Annotated in this window: 19 protein-coding genes and 1 pseudogene; 11 read left to right on the forward strand and 9 right to left on the reverse strand. The window is 41.3% G+C overall.

The features are described 5' to 3' along the window. Positions 1–144 precede the first annotated feature (144 nt). On the reverse strand, positions 145–1,482 hold the full coding sequence (locus V7L12_RS13220) for an ATP-binding protein (RefSeq protein WP_335084676.1): 1,338 nt from the start codon (positions 1,480–1,482) through the stop codon (positions 145–147). 83 nt (positions 1,483–1,565) lie between these two features. Here V7L12_RS13220 and V7L12_RS13225 point away from each other — a divergent pair, with 83 nt between their 5' ends. Further along, a complete protein-coding gene (locus V7L12_RS13225) occupies positions 1,566–1,886 on the forward strand; it encodes a TMEM14 family protein (protein ID WP_335084677.1) in 321 nt (106 codons plus the stop codon). A gap of 257 nt (positions 1,887–2,143) precedes the next feature. Here V7L12_RS13225 and V7L12_RS13230 read toward each other — a convergent pair whose 3' ends face one another. Then, positions 2,144–2,392: a hypothetical protein gene (locus V7L12_RS13230; protein ID WP_335084678.1), complete on the reverse strand. Its 249-nt coding sequence runs from the start codon at positions 2,390–2,392 to the stop codon at positions 2,144–2,146. 863 nt (positions 2,393–3,255) lie between these two features. Here V7L12_RS13230 and V7L12_RS13235 point away from each other — a divergent pair. After that, complete coding sequence (locus tag V7L12_RS13235; protein ID WP_335084679.1) at positions 3,256–4,515, forward strand: phosphotransferase; 1,260 nt, start codon at positions 3,256–3,258, stop codon at positions 4,513–4,515. A 110-nt stretch (positions 4,516–4,625) separates the two neighbouring features. Beyond that, entirely contained in the window at positions 4,626–5,714 is a 1,089-nt protein-coding gene (locus V7L12_RS13240; RefSeq protein WP_335084680.1) for a T3SS effector HopA1 family protein, read from the forward strand. Positions 5,715–5,824: 110 nt separating this feature from the next. Here V7L12_RS13240 and xth read toward each other — a convergent pair whose 3' ends face one another. Next, entirely contained in the window at positions 5,825–6,607 is a 783-nt protein-coding gene (gene xth, locus V7L12_RS13245) for an exodeoxyribonuclease III (protein ID WP_335084681.1), read from the reverse strand. Between the two features lie 459 nt (positions 6,608–7,066). Between xth and V7L12_RS13250 the strand changes: the two genes are divergently transcribed. From V7L12_RS13250 to V7L12_RS13275, 6 genes and pseudogenes are all read left to right on the forward strand, one after another. Then, positions 7,067–8,137, forward strand: coding sequence for a glycosyltransferase family 4 protein (locus V7L12_RS13250; RefSeq protein WP_335084682.1), 1,071 nt, complete (start codon positions 7,067–7,069; stop codon positions 8,135–8,137). Positions 8,138–8,192: 55 nt separating this feature from the next. Then, positions 8,193–8,387 (forward strand): hypothetical protein, encoded by a 195-nt coding sequence (locus tag V7L12_RS13255; protein ID WP_335084683.1) that lies wholly within the window; start codon positions 8,193–8,195, stop codon positions 8,385–8,387. A 107-nt stretch (positions 8,388–8,494) separates the two neighbouring features. Then, entirely contained in the window at positions 8,495–9,517 is a 1,023-nt protein-coding gene (locus tag V7L12_RS13260; protein WP_335084756.1) for a zinc-dependent alcohol dehydrogenase, read from the forward strand. A 98-nt stretch (positions 9,518–9,615) separates the two neighbouring features. Further along, positions 9,616–9,846, forward strand: coding sequence for a hypothetical protein (locus V7L12_RS13265; protein WP_335084684.1), 231 nt, complete (start codon positions 9,616–9,618; stop codon positions 9,844–9,846). Then, a pseudogene (locus tag V7L12_RS13270) lies at positions 9,836–10,105 on the forward strand (HNH endonuclease); the annotation flags it as partial. The gene V7L12_RS13265 and the pseudogene V7L12_RS13270, both read left to right, overlap by 11 nt. Before the next feature lie 297 nt (positions 10,106–10,402). Next, complete coding sequence (locus V7L12_RS13275) at positions 10,403–11,167, forward strand: ABC transporter ATP-binding protein (RefSeq protein ID WP_292781890.1); 765 nt, start codon at positions 10,403–10,405, stop codon at positions 11,165–11,167. Between the two features lie 66 nt (positions 11,168–11,233). Here the strand turns inward: V7L12_RS13275 and V7L12_RS13280 are convergent, their stop codons facing one another. Next, entirely contained in the window at positions 11,234–11,764 is a 531-nt protein-coding gene (locus V7L12_RS13280) for an orange carotenoid protein N-terminal domain-containing protein (protein WP_335084686.1), read from the reverse strand. Positions 11,765–11,980: 216 nt separating this feature from the next. Between V7L12_RS13280 and V7L12_RS13285 the strand changes: the two genes are divergently transcribed. After that, complete coding sequence (locus tag V7L12_RS13285) at positions 11,981–12,358, forward strand: hypothetical protein (RefSeq protein ID WP_335084687.1); 378 nt, start codon at positions 11,981–11,983, stop codon at positions 12,356–12,358. Between the two features lie 148 nt (positions 12,359–12,506). On the opposite strand, the gene V7L12_RS13290 is transcribed toward V7L12_RS13285, so the two are convergent. After that, positions 12,507–13,142 (reverse strand): HAD-IA family hydrolase, encoded by a 636-nt coding sequence (locus tag V7L12_RS13290; RefSeq protein ID WP_292781884.1) that lies wholly within the window; start codon positions 13,140–13,142, stop codon positions 12,507–12,509. Beyond that, on the reverse strand, positions 13,117–14,091 hold the full coding sequence (queG, locus tag V7L12_RS13295; RefSeq protein ID WP_335084688.1) for a tRNA epoxyqueuosine(34) reductase QueG: 975 nt from the start codon (positions 14,089–14,091) through the stop codon (positions 13,117–13,119). The genes V7L12_RS13290 and queG overlap by 26 nt, the downstream gene beginning before the upstream one ends. Before the next feature lie 238 nt (positions 14,092–14,329). Between queG and V7L12_RS13300 the strand changes: the two genes are divergently transcribed. Then, positions 14,330–14,761, forward strand: coding sequence for a ketosteroid isomerase family protein (locus tag V7L12_RS13300; protein WP_334818239.1), 432 nt, complete (start codon positions 14,330–14,332; stop codon positions 14,759–14,761). A gap of 145 nt (positions 14,762–14,906) precedes the next feature. On the opposite strand, the gene V7L12_RS13305 is transcribed toward V7L12_RS13300, so the two are convergent. From V7L12_RS13305 to V7L12_RS13315, 3 genes are all read right to left on the reverse strand, one after another. After that, positions 14,907–15,332 (reverse strand): ATP-binding protein, encoded by a 426-nt coding sequence (locus tag V7L12_RS13305; RefSeq protein ID WP_094351551.1) that lies wholly within the window; start codon positions 15,330–15,332, stop codon positions 14,907–14,909. Between the two features lie 3 nt (positions 15,333–15,335). Further along, entirely contained in the window at positions 15,336–17,009 is a 1,674-nt protein-coding gene (locus tag V7L12_RS13310) for a SpoIIE family protein phosphatase (RefSeq protein ID WP_335084689.1), read from the reverse strand. Between the two features lie 163 nt (positions 17,010–17,172). Then, complete coding sequence (locus V7L12_RS13315) at positions 17,173–17,892, reverse strand: response regulator transcription factor (protein WP_322660848.1); 720 nt, start codon at positions 17,890–17,892, stop codon at positions 17,173–17,175. Positions 17,893–18,138 lie beyond the last annotated feature (246 nt).

An 18,138-nucleotide genomic window follows, 5' to 3' on the forward strand; every position in this document is an offset into this window, starting at 1 on the left:
GGTTTTTAGCGTAGTTAAATTATCTGAATAAGTAGCTCTCATACTAATTCGTAATTCGTAATGACGCTCGCGGACTCGCTATCGCTACGCTAACGTAATTCGTAATTAAAATACATATATAGGAATCCGATTTGATTTTTTAAATTATCTCTGTAAGCGGGGAGAGAGTTTTAAATCTGCTTTTAAAAAATCAACAAACTGCCGTGCTGTACGTCCAGAACGACCATTATGACGAGTTGCCCATTGTAATGCCTGAAATTCCAAATCTTCTTGGGTAATATTAATTTCAGCTTGTGTCACTAGATGTTGTACAATTTTTAAATAAGTTTTCTGATTGGCTGGTTCAAAGGTCAAGGTTAAACCAAAGCGATCGCTAAACGAAAGCTTCTCCTGCATCGTATCCCAGGCATGGATTTCCTCGTTATCCTTGGGGGTAGGTCTATCCACAAAAAACTCCCGAATCAGGTGGCGGCGATTGGAAGTAGCATACACAACTACATTTTGAGGACGCGCCGTTAAATTACCTTCTAAAACTACCTTGAGGGCTTTAAAGGCATCATCATCTTCTTCAAATGAAAGGTCATCGACAAAAATAATAAATTTTTGTGACACACCTCGTAAATGTTCCACAATTTCTGGTAAGTCTTTTAAATCAGATTTTGCCACTTCCAATAAGCGGAGGCTGCGATTGCTATATTCATTCAACAAAGATTTCACTAAAGAAGATTTGCCAGAACCGCGACTACCATAAAGTAATACATGCAGTGCCATCTCTCCTGATAATAAAAACTCTGTATTTTTCAGCAAAGCATCTTTTTGAGATTCGTAACCGACAAGCGCACCCAGTTTAACCGGGTCAGAATACCTAATACCGATAAACTGCCCAGATTGCCATCGTAAAGCGCGATATTCTGCAAATAAACCAGAGCCACATTGCCGATAATAAGCTGCTAACTCTTCTACAGCATCACCCCAATTATCTAACTCTTGTAGATATGTAATGAATTTTGTCTCTACTCCTCCCAATTCTTGCTCTTTATACCACACTACTGGTGAAATCGGCATGTGAGCTACGCCTTGTACCCACTCGCTCAAAGAAGCGCTGCTACAATCATAGAGACTTTGCAATACTTGTAAATCATGCTGAACTGCTGTTACTAAAGCTGGGGGCAAATCTTCAAATTCTTGCACTCCCGCCAGCCTTGTAAAAGGATTCTCAGAGAAGAGAATTTGAGTAATTAAATAGTCTTCCCAGTTTTGATTTCTAGCAGCCAAAGCGTGAAAGTAACTGCCGTAGGCTTGGAGACAACCCCGTGCATCGGCTTCAGTGTAACGTATCGCTTGCAACAGTTCCAGAAATGCCATCCCCACTTCGCCTTGCAGAACAGATTGGTACAGTAAAAGTGAGGCTGCTTGGCGCTGGAGATATTGAACCTTTGTATATGAGGAAGTACTTGCCATTGGCATCGCTTTATTATCCATTAATCGTGTGGTATAGCTAAATAGCTATGCTAAATTGTCTGCTGACCCTGGCAGTAAAGTCAAAGTCTACATAGGTTTTAACAATGAATTTAGGTATAGTTGCTGCTTTTGCCTACGGCATATTAGCGATTGTTGGTGGCGTTATTGGCTACATTCAAGCTACAAGTAGAGTTTCACTTCTAAGTGGTAGCATTAGCGGTTTATTATTAATACTTGCCGCTTACTTTCAACTCCAAGGACAAACTTGGGGTGCGATTTTAGCAGTGTTAGTTACTGCTGTTTTAGTAGTTTTCTTTGCATTTCGACTGGCAAAAACACGCAAGTTTATGCCTGCGGGATTAATGACGATTTTGGGTATGCTGGCATTGGCGGTGATGATGAATCAATTTGTGGCTTTAAGGTAGCATTAGTCTCTAAGCAATAACCACCTTCCTGTTTTTTTTGATATGGCATGACTCTGCCTGCTTTGAATTATATTAGTACATTTATATTACTGTGACTTGTTACCCTTGCCTGATAACTTTCAGCATTATCAATGAGTTATGGCGATTTTTGTTTAAATGAGGTATACGGGTAGGGGCGCATAGCTAGCTATGCGTCCCTTGTTCATCTTTCAATTGAATACGTATAAAACCTTAAAACTATAGTCAATATTTTGAACTCAACCACCGCCAAATCTTCTCAACAACTCATCGCGGGATAATTCGAGTAACAAGCGGCTATACTCTGGCGGTGGTAACTGTAGCAAAGGCTCAATTACTCGTTCTAATTCGTCATTTAGCGAACCAAACCGTACACGCAACAAGTTTTTTACTACTTGGCGCTGTCCTTCTTGGACTCCTTCTTGTAGTGTAGCTTCCCGCCATTCTAAATATTGTTTCGCAAATTGGTCGTGTGGTTGTCGGGTCATTGAAGAAGACAAGGGGACAAGGCGATGGGGGATAAGGGGAAAACCCCATAGATAAATTTAGTTGCTCTGAAACTGTGTAGACAAGGGGTTTTTTCTTTTTTCCCCTTGTCCTCTTCGGTCATGCGTAGACGCATTCCCAGAGCGTCTCGTAGAGAAGCAGCTTGTCACCAGACATTGCCAGCGCATCATCACAACTCATACTTGAAAAATACCCTGTTTCACAACCTTGACAAAAGTGCAGTTACATAAGATGGACTCATGTAGCCTTTGTTTGCGATCGCCCATAGTCATCTACAATTTTTAGGTGACACAAATGACGTTATAACAAGTCTTCCAGGCAGAAATTCTCAAAATTACAGACAAAAATAATAACTAACCGCCTAAAAAGTCCGGTTTTTTTGGCTTTGTGATGATAAATAAAAGTAATAGTGTTGAATGTCATGCTTTGTCCTGCGAAGGATTACTGAAATTCTTCGCTGCTTTCAGGATGACTACTAAATATCAAGGAACATCTGCGCCAATCAGTTTTTTTTGCTGGGGATGCTTCTTTGCCACAAAAAAAGGAGATGGAGCTATATCAAACGGCTCTACCACAAAACTTACTTTAGATCGGTCTAAGTAACTATGCTGATAAACTGTAAAGATGTCACGCTATTTTGAAGCAAATTTTAAAGGAATTGCAAAGGACTTGGTGCCATTTTGGCAGGTTTTTCTCCCAAATATGGGATATTAGTAGATTGTAGAAATCTTTATTGTTATTCACATCTCTCTTCTTGCATTAGTTCCTATCTACTGAAAACTCTTAAGACCAAGCAAATTTGACACGGTAAGTTTAAGTAATTTAATGAGGTAGGAAATAATACATGGTATTATCACTGTCTTCTCATAACGTTATCCAGTATCTGCAAGACGCGGGTCTGTGTAGCTCAGAAGATGGCCCATCAGACACATCTGAGTTGCCAGGAAGTAGTCAGAACAATTTCAATTTACTAGTGACTTTAGCAGATAATCGCCAACTGCTCATTAAACAAGAACGTAACGTTAACAACAATGACGGCGCGCCTCATGAATTGTTTCAGGAGTGGCTGTTTCACCAGTTGCTACAACAGTTTCCAGTTCTAGGTAATACTTCAGCTATGCCTACGGCGGTAAACTACGCACCATTGGTAGTGCATTTTGACCAAGAAAATTCTATTTTTGTCCGCAACTACTTGAGTGAATATTTAGAGATTGCGATATTCTACCACAACAATGAGATTTTTCCACAAGAAATTGCCTCTGCCATCGGCACTACTTTAGCGGGACTGCATCGCGCCACCTACAACCGTCGAGAATATCGGAATTTTATGGCAACTGCTCCCCAAGGAGAGTTTCGCTATGGGTTTTACAATCCAGCCCAAGGGGTAGGGTCAATTGGACCGGAGATTTTTGGGACTGTTCCCACGGATGCACTGAAATTCTATGTTCTCTGTCAACAATACGAGAGTTTGTCATCTGCGATCGCAGATTTGGCATATAGCTGGAATCCTTGCTGCTTAACTCACAACGACCTGAAATTGAACAACATTTTGGTTCATTCTAGGTGGGAGCAACTAGACAATTGTCTAGTACGACTAATTGACTGGGAAGCTTGTTCTTGGGGAGACCCAGCCTTTGATTTAGGAACTTTACTGGCAAGCTATTTAGGAATTTGGCTTAAGAGTCTGGTTGTAGACCCCACCATTGGGTTAGAAGAATCTCTACATTTGGCGTTAACACCGTTAGAGATTTTACAACCTTCACTTATTGCCCTCATTAGAGCTTATGTGAATGCTTTCCCGATGATTTTAGAATACTGCCGTGACTTTATTTCGCGGGTTATCCAGTTTGCGGGGCTGGCACTAATTCATCAAATTCAGGAGATGGTTACGTGCCGGAAACACTTTAATAATGCTGAACTCTGTATGCTGCAAGTAGCTAAAAGTTTACTTGTAATGCCAGAGCAAGCTGTACTGACCATCTTCGGGATATCAGAGTCAGAAATCCTGAATCCTGTGGCAAAGATTCATAAATTTCCTCAGCCTGTAAAGGAGCAGCAGTTACTTCGGATTTATTACGAAAAAACTCGGCTGCGTGGTTGTTAATCCCAAAGGATAAGACTGCGCTACCGCACCAGTCACACAGAATTAAATTCTGAATTCTAAATTCTGACTCCTGAATTCTATTTTTTTTAGTTTGATTTCTGAATGGATTAATGCTAAATTCCTCTATCAATCAATCGCTAAATTCTCTATTTGATATTGCTCAGAATATCCAAATTGAGTCTAACTTTTGTATTTACCATCCCAATTATCAACCCTTCGCTCTGCCAACTAAAATAGCCGATAGATTTCAGCAAAATTCCGTAGATTTACAACAGAAATATCTCACTCTCCTGCTGCGAAATTTTCTCTATGGAATCTATTACAATGGCTCTCTGCAAAGTACTTTGGCAGTCAATACTGATAATACTAATCGCCCGCAAAAGCACAATTTAGCAGATAATTCTATTTTAGAGATTGACTGGGACTTTTATGAGCAACTGCACGCCAGTAATCACGGCATAGGTTACTTTGACCCTCGATGGCAGGTGTTGCGGAAAGAACCTGATGGGACTATGGCGGTAACTAAAGGCGGTTTAACACTTTATGTTGAGCCAGATTGCCATCTAGAATCCAGTAAGAAATCTACCAAAGTGGGTGGCATGGTAGCAATCTGGATGCCCAAAAATCGACTGCAAAATGGCTGTTACTTGGCAGTGAGCAATGTTGGACAGGAACAGCAGAGCAACCCCGATGCTGATTTAGGAGCAGGGCGAATCTACTTTAACTTTACGGCATCTGGTGCGATCGCTCTCATGGAAAGCTTGACGCTGCAACTAAATGCAGCCTCGATTCCCTTTAGCTTTCAGGTTCTCCACAACCCGTCTGCATACGGACGCTATGATTCGGGGCTACTCTACTTTGAACTCCCCGACTATCCAGCAATCCGCACAATCCTTCAGACTGTTTATATCGAAAATCAATCCCATTTCCAGCCCGAAATTCCTTTGTTTACCAAATTTTTAGCTCCAGGGTTAGGTTTAGCTGAGGAACCAACCCAAAAATTTGCAGCACAAGAAAGTTTTGGGATGAACCGTTGCCAAATTGTCGCTAATGCTTTGTTGGAAGCTTGGCAAAAAGGTAAAAATGCAATGGAGGAACGGATGAGGCTTATTGACCAACACTTTGCGCGACACCTAATAGATTTACAGCGTCCTTATCTCAATCCTAGTTCTGAAGATATATATAAGCCGTTAAATTGATTGATTAATTGGGCATGGAGCATGGAGCATGGAGATAAGGGACTATAGGAGAAGTTGCAGCAAGTTTTTCCCCAATGCCCAATGCCCAATGCCCAATCCCCAATCCCCATTCAAAATTCCACAATAACTGGCACATGGTCGCTAGGTTGAGTTAATTTTCTGGGTGCAACATCGATGATGCAACTTGTCGCACGCTCATACAGGATGGGTGTGAGATAGTGATGGTCAATTCGCCAACCTAAGTTACGACGGAAGGCGGCGGAACGATAATCCCACCAGCTATAATTTCCACCTTCTGTGGTGAATTTGCGAAAAGCATCGGCAAATCCTAGTTTCAGAATATCCCGTAAGGCTTGGCGCTCTGTTTCTGTTGCCATAATGTGATTTTCTGTACTCACTTGCTCGTGAATATCCTTATCTTCCAAGGCGATATTGAAATCGCCGCACACACAAATTGCGGGTTGTGACAGCACAAGCAATCGCAAATACTCGTGTAGCGCTGTCAACCAGCGCAGTTTGTATTCGTATTTCTCAGTTCCTACCGCAGCGCCATTAGGAACATATAAGTTTACAATCTGAACACCATCAATTACACCTGTAATCACGCGCTTTTGCTCGTCCCATTCGTGATGTAAATCTGGCAAAATCGCTCTAAACCCGCTACTGACATTTAGGAGTGGGTGGCGGCTAATCAGGGCTACGCCGTTATAAGATTTTTGTCCTGACATATAAAGGTTATAGCCTAACTGCTCAAAAGGCGATCGCGGAAATTCAGCATCCACAACTTTGGTTTCTTGCAAGCAGAGAACATCAACCGGATTCAGGGTTAACCAATCGATAACCTGTTCAAGGCGAGTGCGAATTGAGTTGACGTTCCAAGTAGCGATTTTCATTAGTTAATTATCAGAATTTTTGTAAATTATTAATTACAAATTATGTAATTATTGTACAATTACTTAATATTTATAATTTCTGTTATTTTTGCTAATTACCTTTAAATGAAGCTTTAATGACTTGATCCCATTGAATATTTTAGTATTGTCAGCTACCAAATATTTAATTTTGTAAGTTCTGCTACAAAACATTCTACCTCTTTATGATCCCCAAGACAGATGCAACAAATAATAGATTAGCTATACGGTTAGAAGTGTAGCTCCGAGTTGACTTTCGCCGATAGTCAGTTAGATTTGTTGGTAGAAAATTTGCGGTGCGGTTAACCGTTATTGTGCTTTTGTTAGCCTGTTAGGTTAATTTAAATGTCAAAAGAGTAAGTACAAATGCTCTTTACTCATAAAATAATGATGTCGCTCATTATATTGAGGACAATTTCATAGACTGAACCAGAAAAACTTATGAAAATCGCTCAAGTTGCCCCCTTATGGGAAAGGGTTCCACCTCCTAATTATGGAGGAATAGAACTGGTAGTGAGTCGCTTGACTGATGAACTTGTTCGTCGCGGTCATGAGGTAACTTTATTTGCCTCTGGTGATTCTCAAACTTTGGCTCATTTAGAAGCAGTTTATCCACGTGCATTACGCTTAGACCCAAATGTGAAAGAGTATGCAGTGTACGAAATGCTAGAACTAAGCCAAGTTTACCAACGTGCTACCCAATTCGATATTATCCATTCTCATATAGGGATTTCGGCATTACCTTTAGCGAGTTTGATAACAGCAACTTCTACAGTCCACACCCTGCACAATAATTTTACAACTGACAACCGTCACGCATTTAGCTACTACCAAAAGCAACCATACATCAGCATTAGTAACTCGCAGCGTCAAATCGATCTTAATTATGTTGGCACGGTTTATAACGGAATTGAGCTAGTAGATTACCCATTCGTAGCCCAACCCTCAGAACCGGCATATTTAGCGTTTTTAGGTCGTTTTTCGCCAGATAAAGGCCCGCAACATGCGATCGCCATTGCTAAACAGAGTGGTTGGCGCTTGAAGATGGCAGGAAAGGTTGATGCAGTAAACTCTGAGTTTTTTGAACAAGAGATTGCTCCCCACATAGATGGTCAGCAAATCGAATATCTCGGTGAAATTAACCACACCGAAAAAATTGAACTTCTGGGCAATGCTGCCATAACTCTTTTCCCTATTAACTGGCAAGAACCTTTTGGCTTAGTAATGATTGAATCAATGGCAACTGGTACACCAGTGATTGCCATGAATTTCGGTTCCGTACCTGAAGTTATTGCCCACGGGAAGACAGGTTTTATCTGCAATAGCTATGCAAAAATGGCGACAACGATTCCACTAGCTTTAGAACTCAATCGTCAAACCTGTCGAAAACACGTAGAAAACAACTTTAGTGTTAGCCAAATGGTTAACGGATATGAAGCTGTTTACAGACAAATTATTAAAGACCGCATAGAATCGAATGGCCGGATTCATGCAGCTAACATCCAATTTTAATCAACTGCTTTTTTACTTAGTTTAAAACAACAATTTTTTTAAGGAGGACATTGGTATGAGTACGAGAGCCAACACTTGCCCATGCTGCGGTGGTTCCCTCCTGCGTCATGCCCGTCATGGTGAACTATATTGGTTTTGCCTGTCGTGCCGACAAGAAGTACCGCTATTAACTGCTACTCGCCTGCCTAATGTGGCTAATGTGGAAACCCGGAACACCGGAGTGGTTCCCCAGCCAGCCGTGAATACCTAGTTTTTCAACATGTAAAACCTACTAAAAATCAATACTGATTTAGTTTAAACCTATCAATAAGCCTCAACTGGTAAAATCGGATGGAGCTAATTGATAGGTTTAAAGTTTTGTTAGCAGCGTTACTTTACGGTCAAGAAGATTTACGCCTAGAGCAAGTTCCTGACCCCACTCCGGCGGCTGGCGAAGTCACGATCCAAGTGGGGGCAGCAACAACTTGTGGTACAGATTTGAAAGTCTGGCGGCGTGGTGGTCATGCCAGGATGCTGATACCGCCAACGCTGTTTGGTCACGAAGCTGCTGGGCGAATTGTTGCCTTGGGTACAGGGGTGACAAATTGGCAAGTAGGCGATCGCATCGTCGCGAATAATTCTGCACCATGCATGAAATGTTTTTTTTGTCAACGCCAAGAATATTCCTTATGTCCAAATTTGACCTGGAATAATGGGACTTTTGCCGAATACCTGAAAATTCCTGCACCGATAGTAGAGCATAATATGTTGCAGATTCCTGATGAGTTGCCGTGGGAATTGGCAGCGATGACAGAACCTTTAGCTTGTGTGTTGCATGGTATAGCGCGTTCTAATATTAAGTCTAAAGATAAAGTAGTCGTCTTGGGAGATGGGGCGATCGGGTTGATGTTTGTGGCGGCGTTGAGTGAGAAAGCTGAAGTTTTGCTGTGGGGAGGTAATAACCACAGACTAGAAATTGGTCAGAAATTGGGTGCAACCCAGACCTTTAATTATCATCAAATTCCAGAGATTCCCAGTGTAGTGAAAGAACTTACCCAAGGATGGGGTGCAGATGTAGTAATTGAAGCCACTGGTGTCCCAAGTGTTTGGGAAACGGCGATCGCTTGCGCCCGTCCTGGTGCAACAGTCAACTTCTTCGGTGGATGTCCACGGGATACCAGCATTACCGTCAGTACAGAACAGCTACACTATAACGAACTTACCATCAAAGGCGTGTTTCATAATACACCAGACTATGTGCGATCGACCCTTGCACTCATAGCTAGTCGCAAAATTCCCTTTGAATTACTTATTAGTGAACAACGACCATTAAAAGATTTAGAACAGGTGTTTTCTGATATGAAGGCGCGTAAAGTAATTAAGGTAGCAATGATTCCTTAGTATTTTGGCAGCCAATTCACAAGGCACACTACAATGACTATAGCACCACAGACTTAGGCTAAAGCACTATCACTCCTCAAGTCATTACCCCAGTATTGATGATTGAACCTTCATCATGGCTCCGCTCTGGCATTACCATTGAGAAAGTTGATAATGTTAACCTTGCTAAGTTCACAGATGAGTTACATACTCGTCTAGAAGAATTGCTTGAGAAACGAAAATCTGGATTGCTGACTCCTGAAGAAGAAGCAGAATATGCTGGAATTGCTGAACTAGAGCGCATCCTAACTTTTGTTAACGCTAAACTGATTGCCAGTCGTGGGTGTTAAAGATGGCACTCGGCAATTTGTGCGCGAAAGAGCTAAATATCTGTGTGAATATTGCCACTCTCCAGAACGCTCCAGTTCAGATCGCTTCACAATCGATCATCTTGTTCCACAATCATTAGGTGGTTCAGATGCAGATGACAACTTAGCTCTAGCTTGTCGTCGCTGTAATGAGCGTCGTTACAACTTCACAACTGGCGTTGATGCTCAAACTCAGCAACAAGTCGCCTTATTCAATCCTCGTCAGCAACGGTGGGTAGAGTGTTATTGAGTGCAAGATGCCAAGCCTGAGCGTAGTACACAAGCTTTTGCAGCTTTAGATTACTGATAAAAGAGCCTGTTTCATTTGCTAACCAGATAAAGTAATCTGCTACGTTAAAACATGACAACACTACAACCACCCCCTTCAGTATGCTAGATAATAGTTAGCTTTTATTTGCTCTAATACATCACCTTACAGAGTTATCACAGCAAGAGCTAGGAAGAATTTTTCTGCTTCTTATAATTTAATTGAGCGATCGCTATAATTGCGTCTCTAGCACCTAATAACTAAATCCTTATGGCAAACACTATTTCAATTACCGATTCTCTAGTTCCTAATCCCGTCCCTAAATCAACAATTATTCGTTTGGAGAATATCTTTAAAATATATGGCAGTGGCGAAACTGAAGTTAAAGCACTTAACGATGTGAATTTGACTATCCACGAGGGCGAATATTGTTCAATTATGGGGCCGTCTGGTTCAGGTAAATCCACAGCTATGAATATTATCGGCTGTCTAGACCGACCCACAGGCGGACATTATTACTTAGATAATATTGATGTAGCACAAATGGATGATAAATCTTTGGCACACATCCGTAATAAAAAGCTGGGCTTTGTCTTCCAACAATTCCATTTATTACCCCAACTCACAGCATTAGAAAATGTCATGCTACCAATGGTTTATGCTAGTGTGAGTCCGAAAGAAAGAAGCGATCGCGCCACAGTTGCACTGACGCGAGTAGGTTTAGCAAATCGCCTCAACAACAAACCAACTCAACTATCTGGTGGACAACAACAAAGAGTAGCGATCGCGCGTGCGATCGTCAATCGTCCCGTGGTACTCCTCGCCGATGAACCCACAGGCGCACTTGATTCGCGCACAACCCAAGAAGTCTTAGATATTTTTGGCGAACTCAATGCCAGTGGAATTACAGTTGTCATGGTAACTCATGAACCAGAAGTTGCCCGTCAAACCCAGCGCATCGTTTGGTTCCGTGATGGTCAAGTAGTACACTCCAACCTCACTCCAGCCGACTTGAGTCAGTTAGCTGTCTCGTAGGTTATAAAAGTCCGCCTGTGCGGACTTTTAGGTTGTGTAAGAGCGACTTCTAGTCGCCAAAGCTGATTACAAACTTGAAGTTTTCCCAGTTTCTGCTTGCGTTGCGATCGGCTTGACATCGGTGTAACCCACTTCACCAGCTATTGTCCGAAACACTGACATTTGCTCTTCAAAATCTAGTCCTTCAATTTGGGAAAGTAGATCGTTAACTGCCTTACTTGGCTGGTAGCTAGCTGGTATTCCAACCACCGTGTCTCCCATAGCTACTGCCCAAGCATACCAAACTAACAGCTGGTTATTTTCTTTTATCGATCCATAAGCACGAGAATATTCTGTGTCTTTGCGGTTAACAATATCCCGCATAATATCTAGTTGCTGCTCATCGGATAATTTAAAATAATCTCCTAGCAGAAGTGGTGCTAACTCTGGTTCGGCCGCAGCGGGAACAGCTGGTGTGATCGAATCACCCATTTTTTTATAAACAAAATAGAACCAGGCTAATTTGGCATCGGTATCTAAGGCGTTAAACGCATCCACCAATTTTTGAGTTTCATTGCTCTGAGCTTGAGAAATACTTTTATCGTAACTTGCAGTCATAAATTTATTTCCAAGGAAATTTAACAGGCCAAACTAACTCGTACCAAAGTTTGAGTCCCAGATTCTACTATCTATAGAAATAGTTAAATTAATTGGAAATTGCCGTTTTAATCTACCTTTTAATAGAGGTAAAAGTCTCCCTCAGGAAGCAAGAAAGCAGCACATTACTTCGCTATGATTGCCCTAGCAATAAAAAATTTACCTAAGGTTTTAATTATGCCTGATCAAGAAGTGAAGCCCAATTTAAATGAAGCTTCCACCCATGAAGCACAATTAGCTGCCGAAAACATAGCTAGTGGTGAAGAAGAAGCGCCAACGGTGAATTTTGATGCTGATTATGCAGCTGCACAAAAATTCAGCGTTAGTGAAGTTGATCGCACAGGTGAAGGTGCAGCAGCAGCCGAAGCAGCGACTGCACCTAACCAGAAAACCTTTCAGCCACAAGAGACAAAAACTCAAACTCAGTCAACTGGCAATCCTGATGATTTTCTAGAGTTAGCAAAAGAAGTTGGGAATTCTCAGACTGGGAGTGCAACTAATGTCAGTGATGATTTAGTAAAACAAGCTTTGGAAAAGGGCGAACGGAAAAATTAATTTTCCCTGATATCTTACTATTTTGTAAGATGGGTAATGTCACAAAATAAGATAATTGAAATTATCGCCATTGGTAGACATTGCCCACTCTACTATTTTCATCGATTGTCAATTGTTAAAATTCTCACTATCGACTTTTGACTATTAATTAACGACTGTTCATCACTTCTAGTAGTTCGCTAGGTTGCTGAATTAAATAATCTGGATTTTGCTTGGCTAGTACTTCCGGTGAGTTAAAGCCCCAAGTCACTGCAATCACTTGGATATTTGCTTTTTTTGATGCTTCTATATCTCTAGTTTCATCTCCTACGTAAATAACCTCTTGAGGTTTGAGTTGCTTTTGCCTCAAGACATTATTGATGATAGTTGTTTTGCCAAAAATTGTAATTCCTGAGTAGATAAAATCAAATAGGTGATTTAAATCATTGATTGTGAGGAATCGTGTAACATTTTCTTTAGAATTAGAAGTGATAATACCCAGTTTATATCCTTGATTTTGGAGTTCTGTTAATGCTTCTTTAATGCCTGGAATTGGCTTTAATTCTGGTATTTTGTTTTTTAATTCCCCTTTAACTTTTTTAACTAGAAAAGGTATCTTAAATAGAGAAACTCCTGAGTACTTAATGATTTCCCTAGATGTTAAGTTCTTGAGGAAGGCTAATTGTTCTGGGCTTATTTGTCTATAACCAAATTCTATAGCTAAACGATTAGCAATACTTACAAGGGCATCTACTGTATCAGCAATTGTGCCATCAAAATCAAAAATAATTACTTTCTGGGTCATTCTTCTGCCTGGATGCGTCAAGATTAGCTAGGGCGTTGCGTCGTAACATTTCTGGCTTAATCCGCCGCAAGGCAGATGCTGGAAATCGTTTATCCCACTCCCGATCTGAGATTTGGGCTAATTCTAGCAGGTGGGGAGCAATATTCCCAGGATAAGGCTGAAACTCTGCAATATCAGTTGTTTGGGCAAAACGTTGATTCCAAGGACAAACATCTTGGCAAATATCGCAACCAGCAACCCAGCCTTGCAAATGAGGTGCGATTGTCTCTGGCAATTCCTTGTCACGATTTTCAATTGTATGATAAGCAATGCAACGATTAGCATCGACAACAAAAGGCTGAGTAATTGCACCTGTGGGACAAGCTTGAAGACAACGAGTACAGCTACCGCAGTGTTCTGTGTGTGGGCGATCGCTCTCTAATTCTAAATTGGTCAACACTTCTCCTAAAAATACCCAAGAGCCATATTCCCGTGTAATCACATTACCATTCTTGGCAATCCAACCAATTCCAGCTTCTTGAGCCAACACTTTATCTGGCACTGGGCCAGTATCTGCATAATAAAGAGCTAATACGCCTGCATCAAGTGATTTTAGCCATATAGATAGCTGCTTGAGTTTTTTATGCATCACTTTGTGATAATCCTTTCCCCAACCATAACGGGAAATTTTGGCGTATTCCTCACTTTCAGGACGTTGATGTGGTGTGTAGTAATTCAGCGCTACACACACTAGCGATCGCACCTCTGGCATCACTAAGCGGATATCCTGACGCTTTGGATTAGCCATCCATTTCATATCAGCGTGATAACCTAGTTCAATCCATGCTTGCAACCTCTGCGCTTCTGTGGCATTTACCCGATTTACAGCAGTAATTCCAACTTTGTGAAAGCCCAACTCGCTAGCTTTTTCTTTCACCAGACTGCTGCTCGTTACAGAATACTGATTCATTTTTTTATCTGGATTTTGCCCAAATAAAGGCGTTTTAACTATACATTATGTAGCCAATAGCTTTAATTAAGATTTGTTACTTATCCGACATATAGCCTGTCTTAAGCTACGTAGCAGTTCAAGACTTCTATCGTTAGGAAGATTTATTAATATGTAGCAATCTATCTCAACAGCAGCTTTTTTTTTACTTATTTTTGTATTGAAATTAATATTCAGATAGCATAATACAGGTAATTTTATGACCTCTGCTGAATTTATATCGCCAGCCCAGTTTAAAGAAGAATTCCAGATTGAGGGAATTACAGAACCAAGCGTACTGCGTTATTTTGAAACCTTAAATGCAGGAGAATTTGAGGCAACTGCTGCCTTATTTGCGATCGATGGTGTAATGCGTCCGCCATTTGAATCTGATATTGTGGGGGTAGATGCGATCGCAGCCTACTTAAAACAAGAAGGTCAAAACATTAAAGCTTACCCCAACACAGGAATAGCCGAGACTGTAGAAAATGGAGATATCCAAGTCCAGGTAACAGGCAAAGCACAAACTTCGTGGTGTAGTGTCAATGTCTTGTGGCTATTTATCCTCAACCAACAACAGCAAATTTCTTATACTAGAATCAAACTTTTAGCTTCCCCCAAAGAGTTACTTTCTTTACGTCGTGAAAAGTAAGTAGCAAATAACTACAAAGGGCAAAGTTTTAAACCAATATTTCTCACCCAGTCACACAGGATTCATGGCTTTATTCTGGCTCCTGAATTCTGAATTTTGAATTCTTCCTCATAAATAGCATGACTTGAAAAATAGTAACTTTTGTCTATTGGACTAATTCGGGTAAAGTAGCTTCTAACTTCAGACAGTTGGCGCCATTAACCTGCAACTTGTAATCTACTTTATCCATGAGACGATTCATAATCAGCCAACCATAACCACCTTCTTGCTTTTCCATCGGGTTTGGAGCGTAGTAGTTAGACATGTCAAAGCCTTCGCCGTAGTCCCAAATTTCTAAGGCAAAATCCCGGTCTTTCACTTCTAAACGTAGTAAGATTGGTAAATTTGGTTGATCCTTGTGGGCATGACGGACTGCATTAGAGTAGGCTTCCACTAAAGCCAGTCTCAAACGACTTGATTGGCGTGACCAATCCACAGATTCCCCTAGCTGAATTTTCAAACATCCCAACAACCAGTTTTCAACAATATTCAGAAAATTCAAGTCGCTTGGTACATGAAGCTCACTTTTCATGACTTATAAAATCTCCAGTGAAAGTATAGTTTGATCGTCTTCTTGAACGTGATTATCTGCCTGGATGCGAGCTAGTAAATGGTTAAGAGAAAGTGGTTGTTGCTCTTGTTGTAAGAGTTGCCAAAGACCATCTTGATTCAGCATCGAACGGTTCACTGACTCAACCCCAGCCTCAGTTTTTACTGTTGAATCAGGATTATTTGATACCATTGCTTCTGTAATGCCATCGCTGGCTAGTAACAATGTGTCTCCAGCAGCGAGAACCAAGCGACCAGACTGTGCCTGCCATTTAGGCAAAATCCCCAAAGGAACGCTGCGAACTTTCAGGTAATTGGGATTTTCGGCTAAAGCCGAGGAACGTGACCATAAAAGCGGATAGATATGACCGGCATTAGTGTAGACCAGTTCCTTAGTGCTAGGGGTATAACAAGCTAACACAAGAGTGACAAAATAATTGTTGCTAATTAAATCTTCACTGAGAGCGTGGTTGAGGTTCTGCATGACCACATTCGGCTCTGCTGGTGTCTCTTGAGATAATTCTCGGCGCAAAACTGAAATAATACTAGCCATAAATAAAGCTGCTGGGACGCCCTTGCCAGAAACGTCACCCACTGCCAACCACAAGTCACCTTTAGGATGGACAAAAACTTCAAAAAAATCGCCTCCTACTTCTCGCGCCGGATAGCAGCAAGCTTGTACCTTCACACCTTTGATGTCAGGTAAACTTTGGCGTAGCAGATTGTATTGAATTTGGCGAGCCACCTCTAACTCAGTGTGAATCTGCTGTTGCTTTTCTTGGAGGCGTTGGTAGAGTTTTGCTTGGGAGAGGGCTAAGGCTGCTTGTTCAGCAACACCTGCAATTAGTTGGATGTCTTCGTCTTCCCAAGGGCGATGGCGTCCCCATTGGTGGAGGGTCAGCACAGCCAACAGATGCTGATGGTAGCTAAGTGGCACAACTAGGTGGTGACTAGGATTACCGTTATATATATCTTGAGCAAGTTGATAATGACGGGTTTCCAGCACCTTTTCTATTAAAACACTGGAGTCGAAGAAGCAATCTAATACATCAGATTTCGGATCGTGGTAGAAAAACTCGTCTTCTGTGAGGCGATCGCCCTCTACTGGTTTGAGCAAGCAACTGGTAGCTTCAAATGTTTCTCCAATAGTTGCGACAATCTTTTGCAGCATACTATCGTAGTTTAAAGATTCCCGAATTGCTGTTGTTACCGCATTAAACAAAGATTCTCGCCGTAGGGCCCGACGCAACTCTTGGGTGCGCTTCTTTACTAGACGATATGTATCAGTGGCTTGCTCAACTAACCCTCTCAGCCGTTCTGGATTCCAGGGTTTGGTAATGTACTTGAATACCTGACCGGAGTTAATCGCATCTACCAAATCTTCGACATCAGTAAAACCAGTTAACAAAATCCGAATCGTGTCTGGAAAGCGTTCTACAGTGCGACTAAAAAATTCAGTCCCATTCATTTCTGGCATTCTTTGGTCAGAAATAATTACCGCCATTTCGCCAAATTGATCCAATATTTCCAGAGCACCAAAGGCATGATTAGCTTTATATACTTGAAAATCTCGCCTAAAAGTGCGGTAGAGTAAATCTAGGTTATCTGGCTCATCATCTACCACCATGAGCTTAAGTTTGTCCGTACCAATCTCAGCCATATTTGACTTTTGTTTTTATATATTTGAATGGCGAGATAATATGATGTTTATCCCACCTAATAAATAAGAGAAAATCAGAGAAGCCATTCACTTTGAAAAGTTATATTTTCAAAGTCATGAGTTTCCCTTGATTATCTTCAATTGATCCACACCAAAATTAAATTTATCCAACTAACCCAGAACGCAAGGCGCGGACTGCTGCTTGGGTACGGTCATCGGCACATAGCTTATTCAAAATATTGCGAACGTGAGTTTTAACAGTGCCAACTGTGATGTAAAGTCTTTCCGCAATTACTGCATTACTACAACCTTCGACAATCAACTGTAACACTTCCAATTCCCTTTCTGTCAGGGTGTAAGGTTGAATTCCTTCCAGATTCTCAAAAGAATCTGGGTTAGGAGCAATAGTCTTAGAATCGACCAAAACCGATTCCAACTTTTGAGGATTTTGTTGGGCTTGTTGTAATACAATCCGAGCGATCGCCGGATCGATCCAGGCGTTGCCATTGTAAGTTACTCGTACTGCTTCCAGCAAATTATCAAATTTGATATCTTTCATACAGTAAGAGTCTGCACCAGCGGCAAAAGCTGCCAACACCGCTTCTTTGTTATCCCGCAGCGTCAAAATTAACACCTTGGTAAGTAGCTGCTGTCCATTAGTAGTAGATTTTACCTCCCGTGTTAACTCAATGCCATCTTTATCTGGTAAACCAATATCAACAATGGCAATATCTGGTTGTAGCATTTTTAACATTTTTAGACCCTCAGCAGCATTAGCAGCTTCACCTACAACTTCAATTTCATCCTTTTGCTGTAGTGCTGTACGAATACCCACACGAGTTAGGTCATGATCTTCAATTAGAGCGATACGAATTTTACTCATAGCCAACTTCAGCCCGTTACACTATAACCATAAAGTCGAGTTTCGTGACATACTCCCACACTAACTGCAAGCAGTATAGTGGGGGCTTCTATTCCCGGAACCAGGGTTGCGAGTTGAGCGTTTTATACTGAGTGAATATTACACTTTAACAATAAAAGTTGGACTGGTTAAGCCCAAGTACAAGCGCCCAAGATTAATAGACATAGGAGTTAAATTAATTATGTGTTATCTGAAACACTTATATAT

Source organism: Nostoc sp., assembly GCF_036918245.1.
GTDB lineage: Bacteria > Cyanobacteriota > Cyanobacteriia > Cyanobacteriales > Nostocaceae > Nostoc.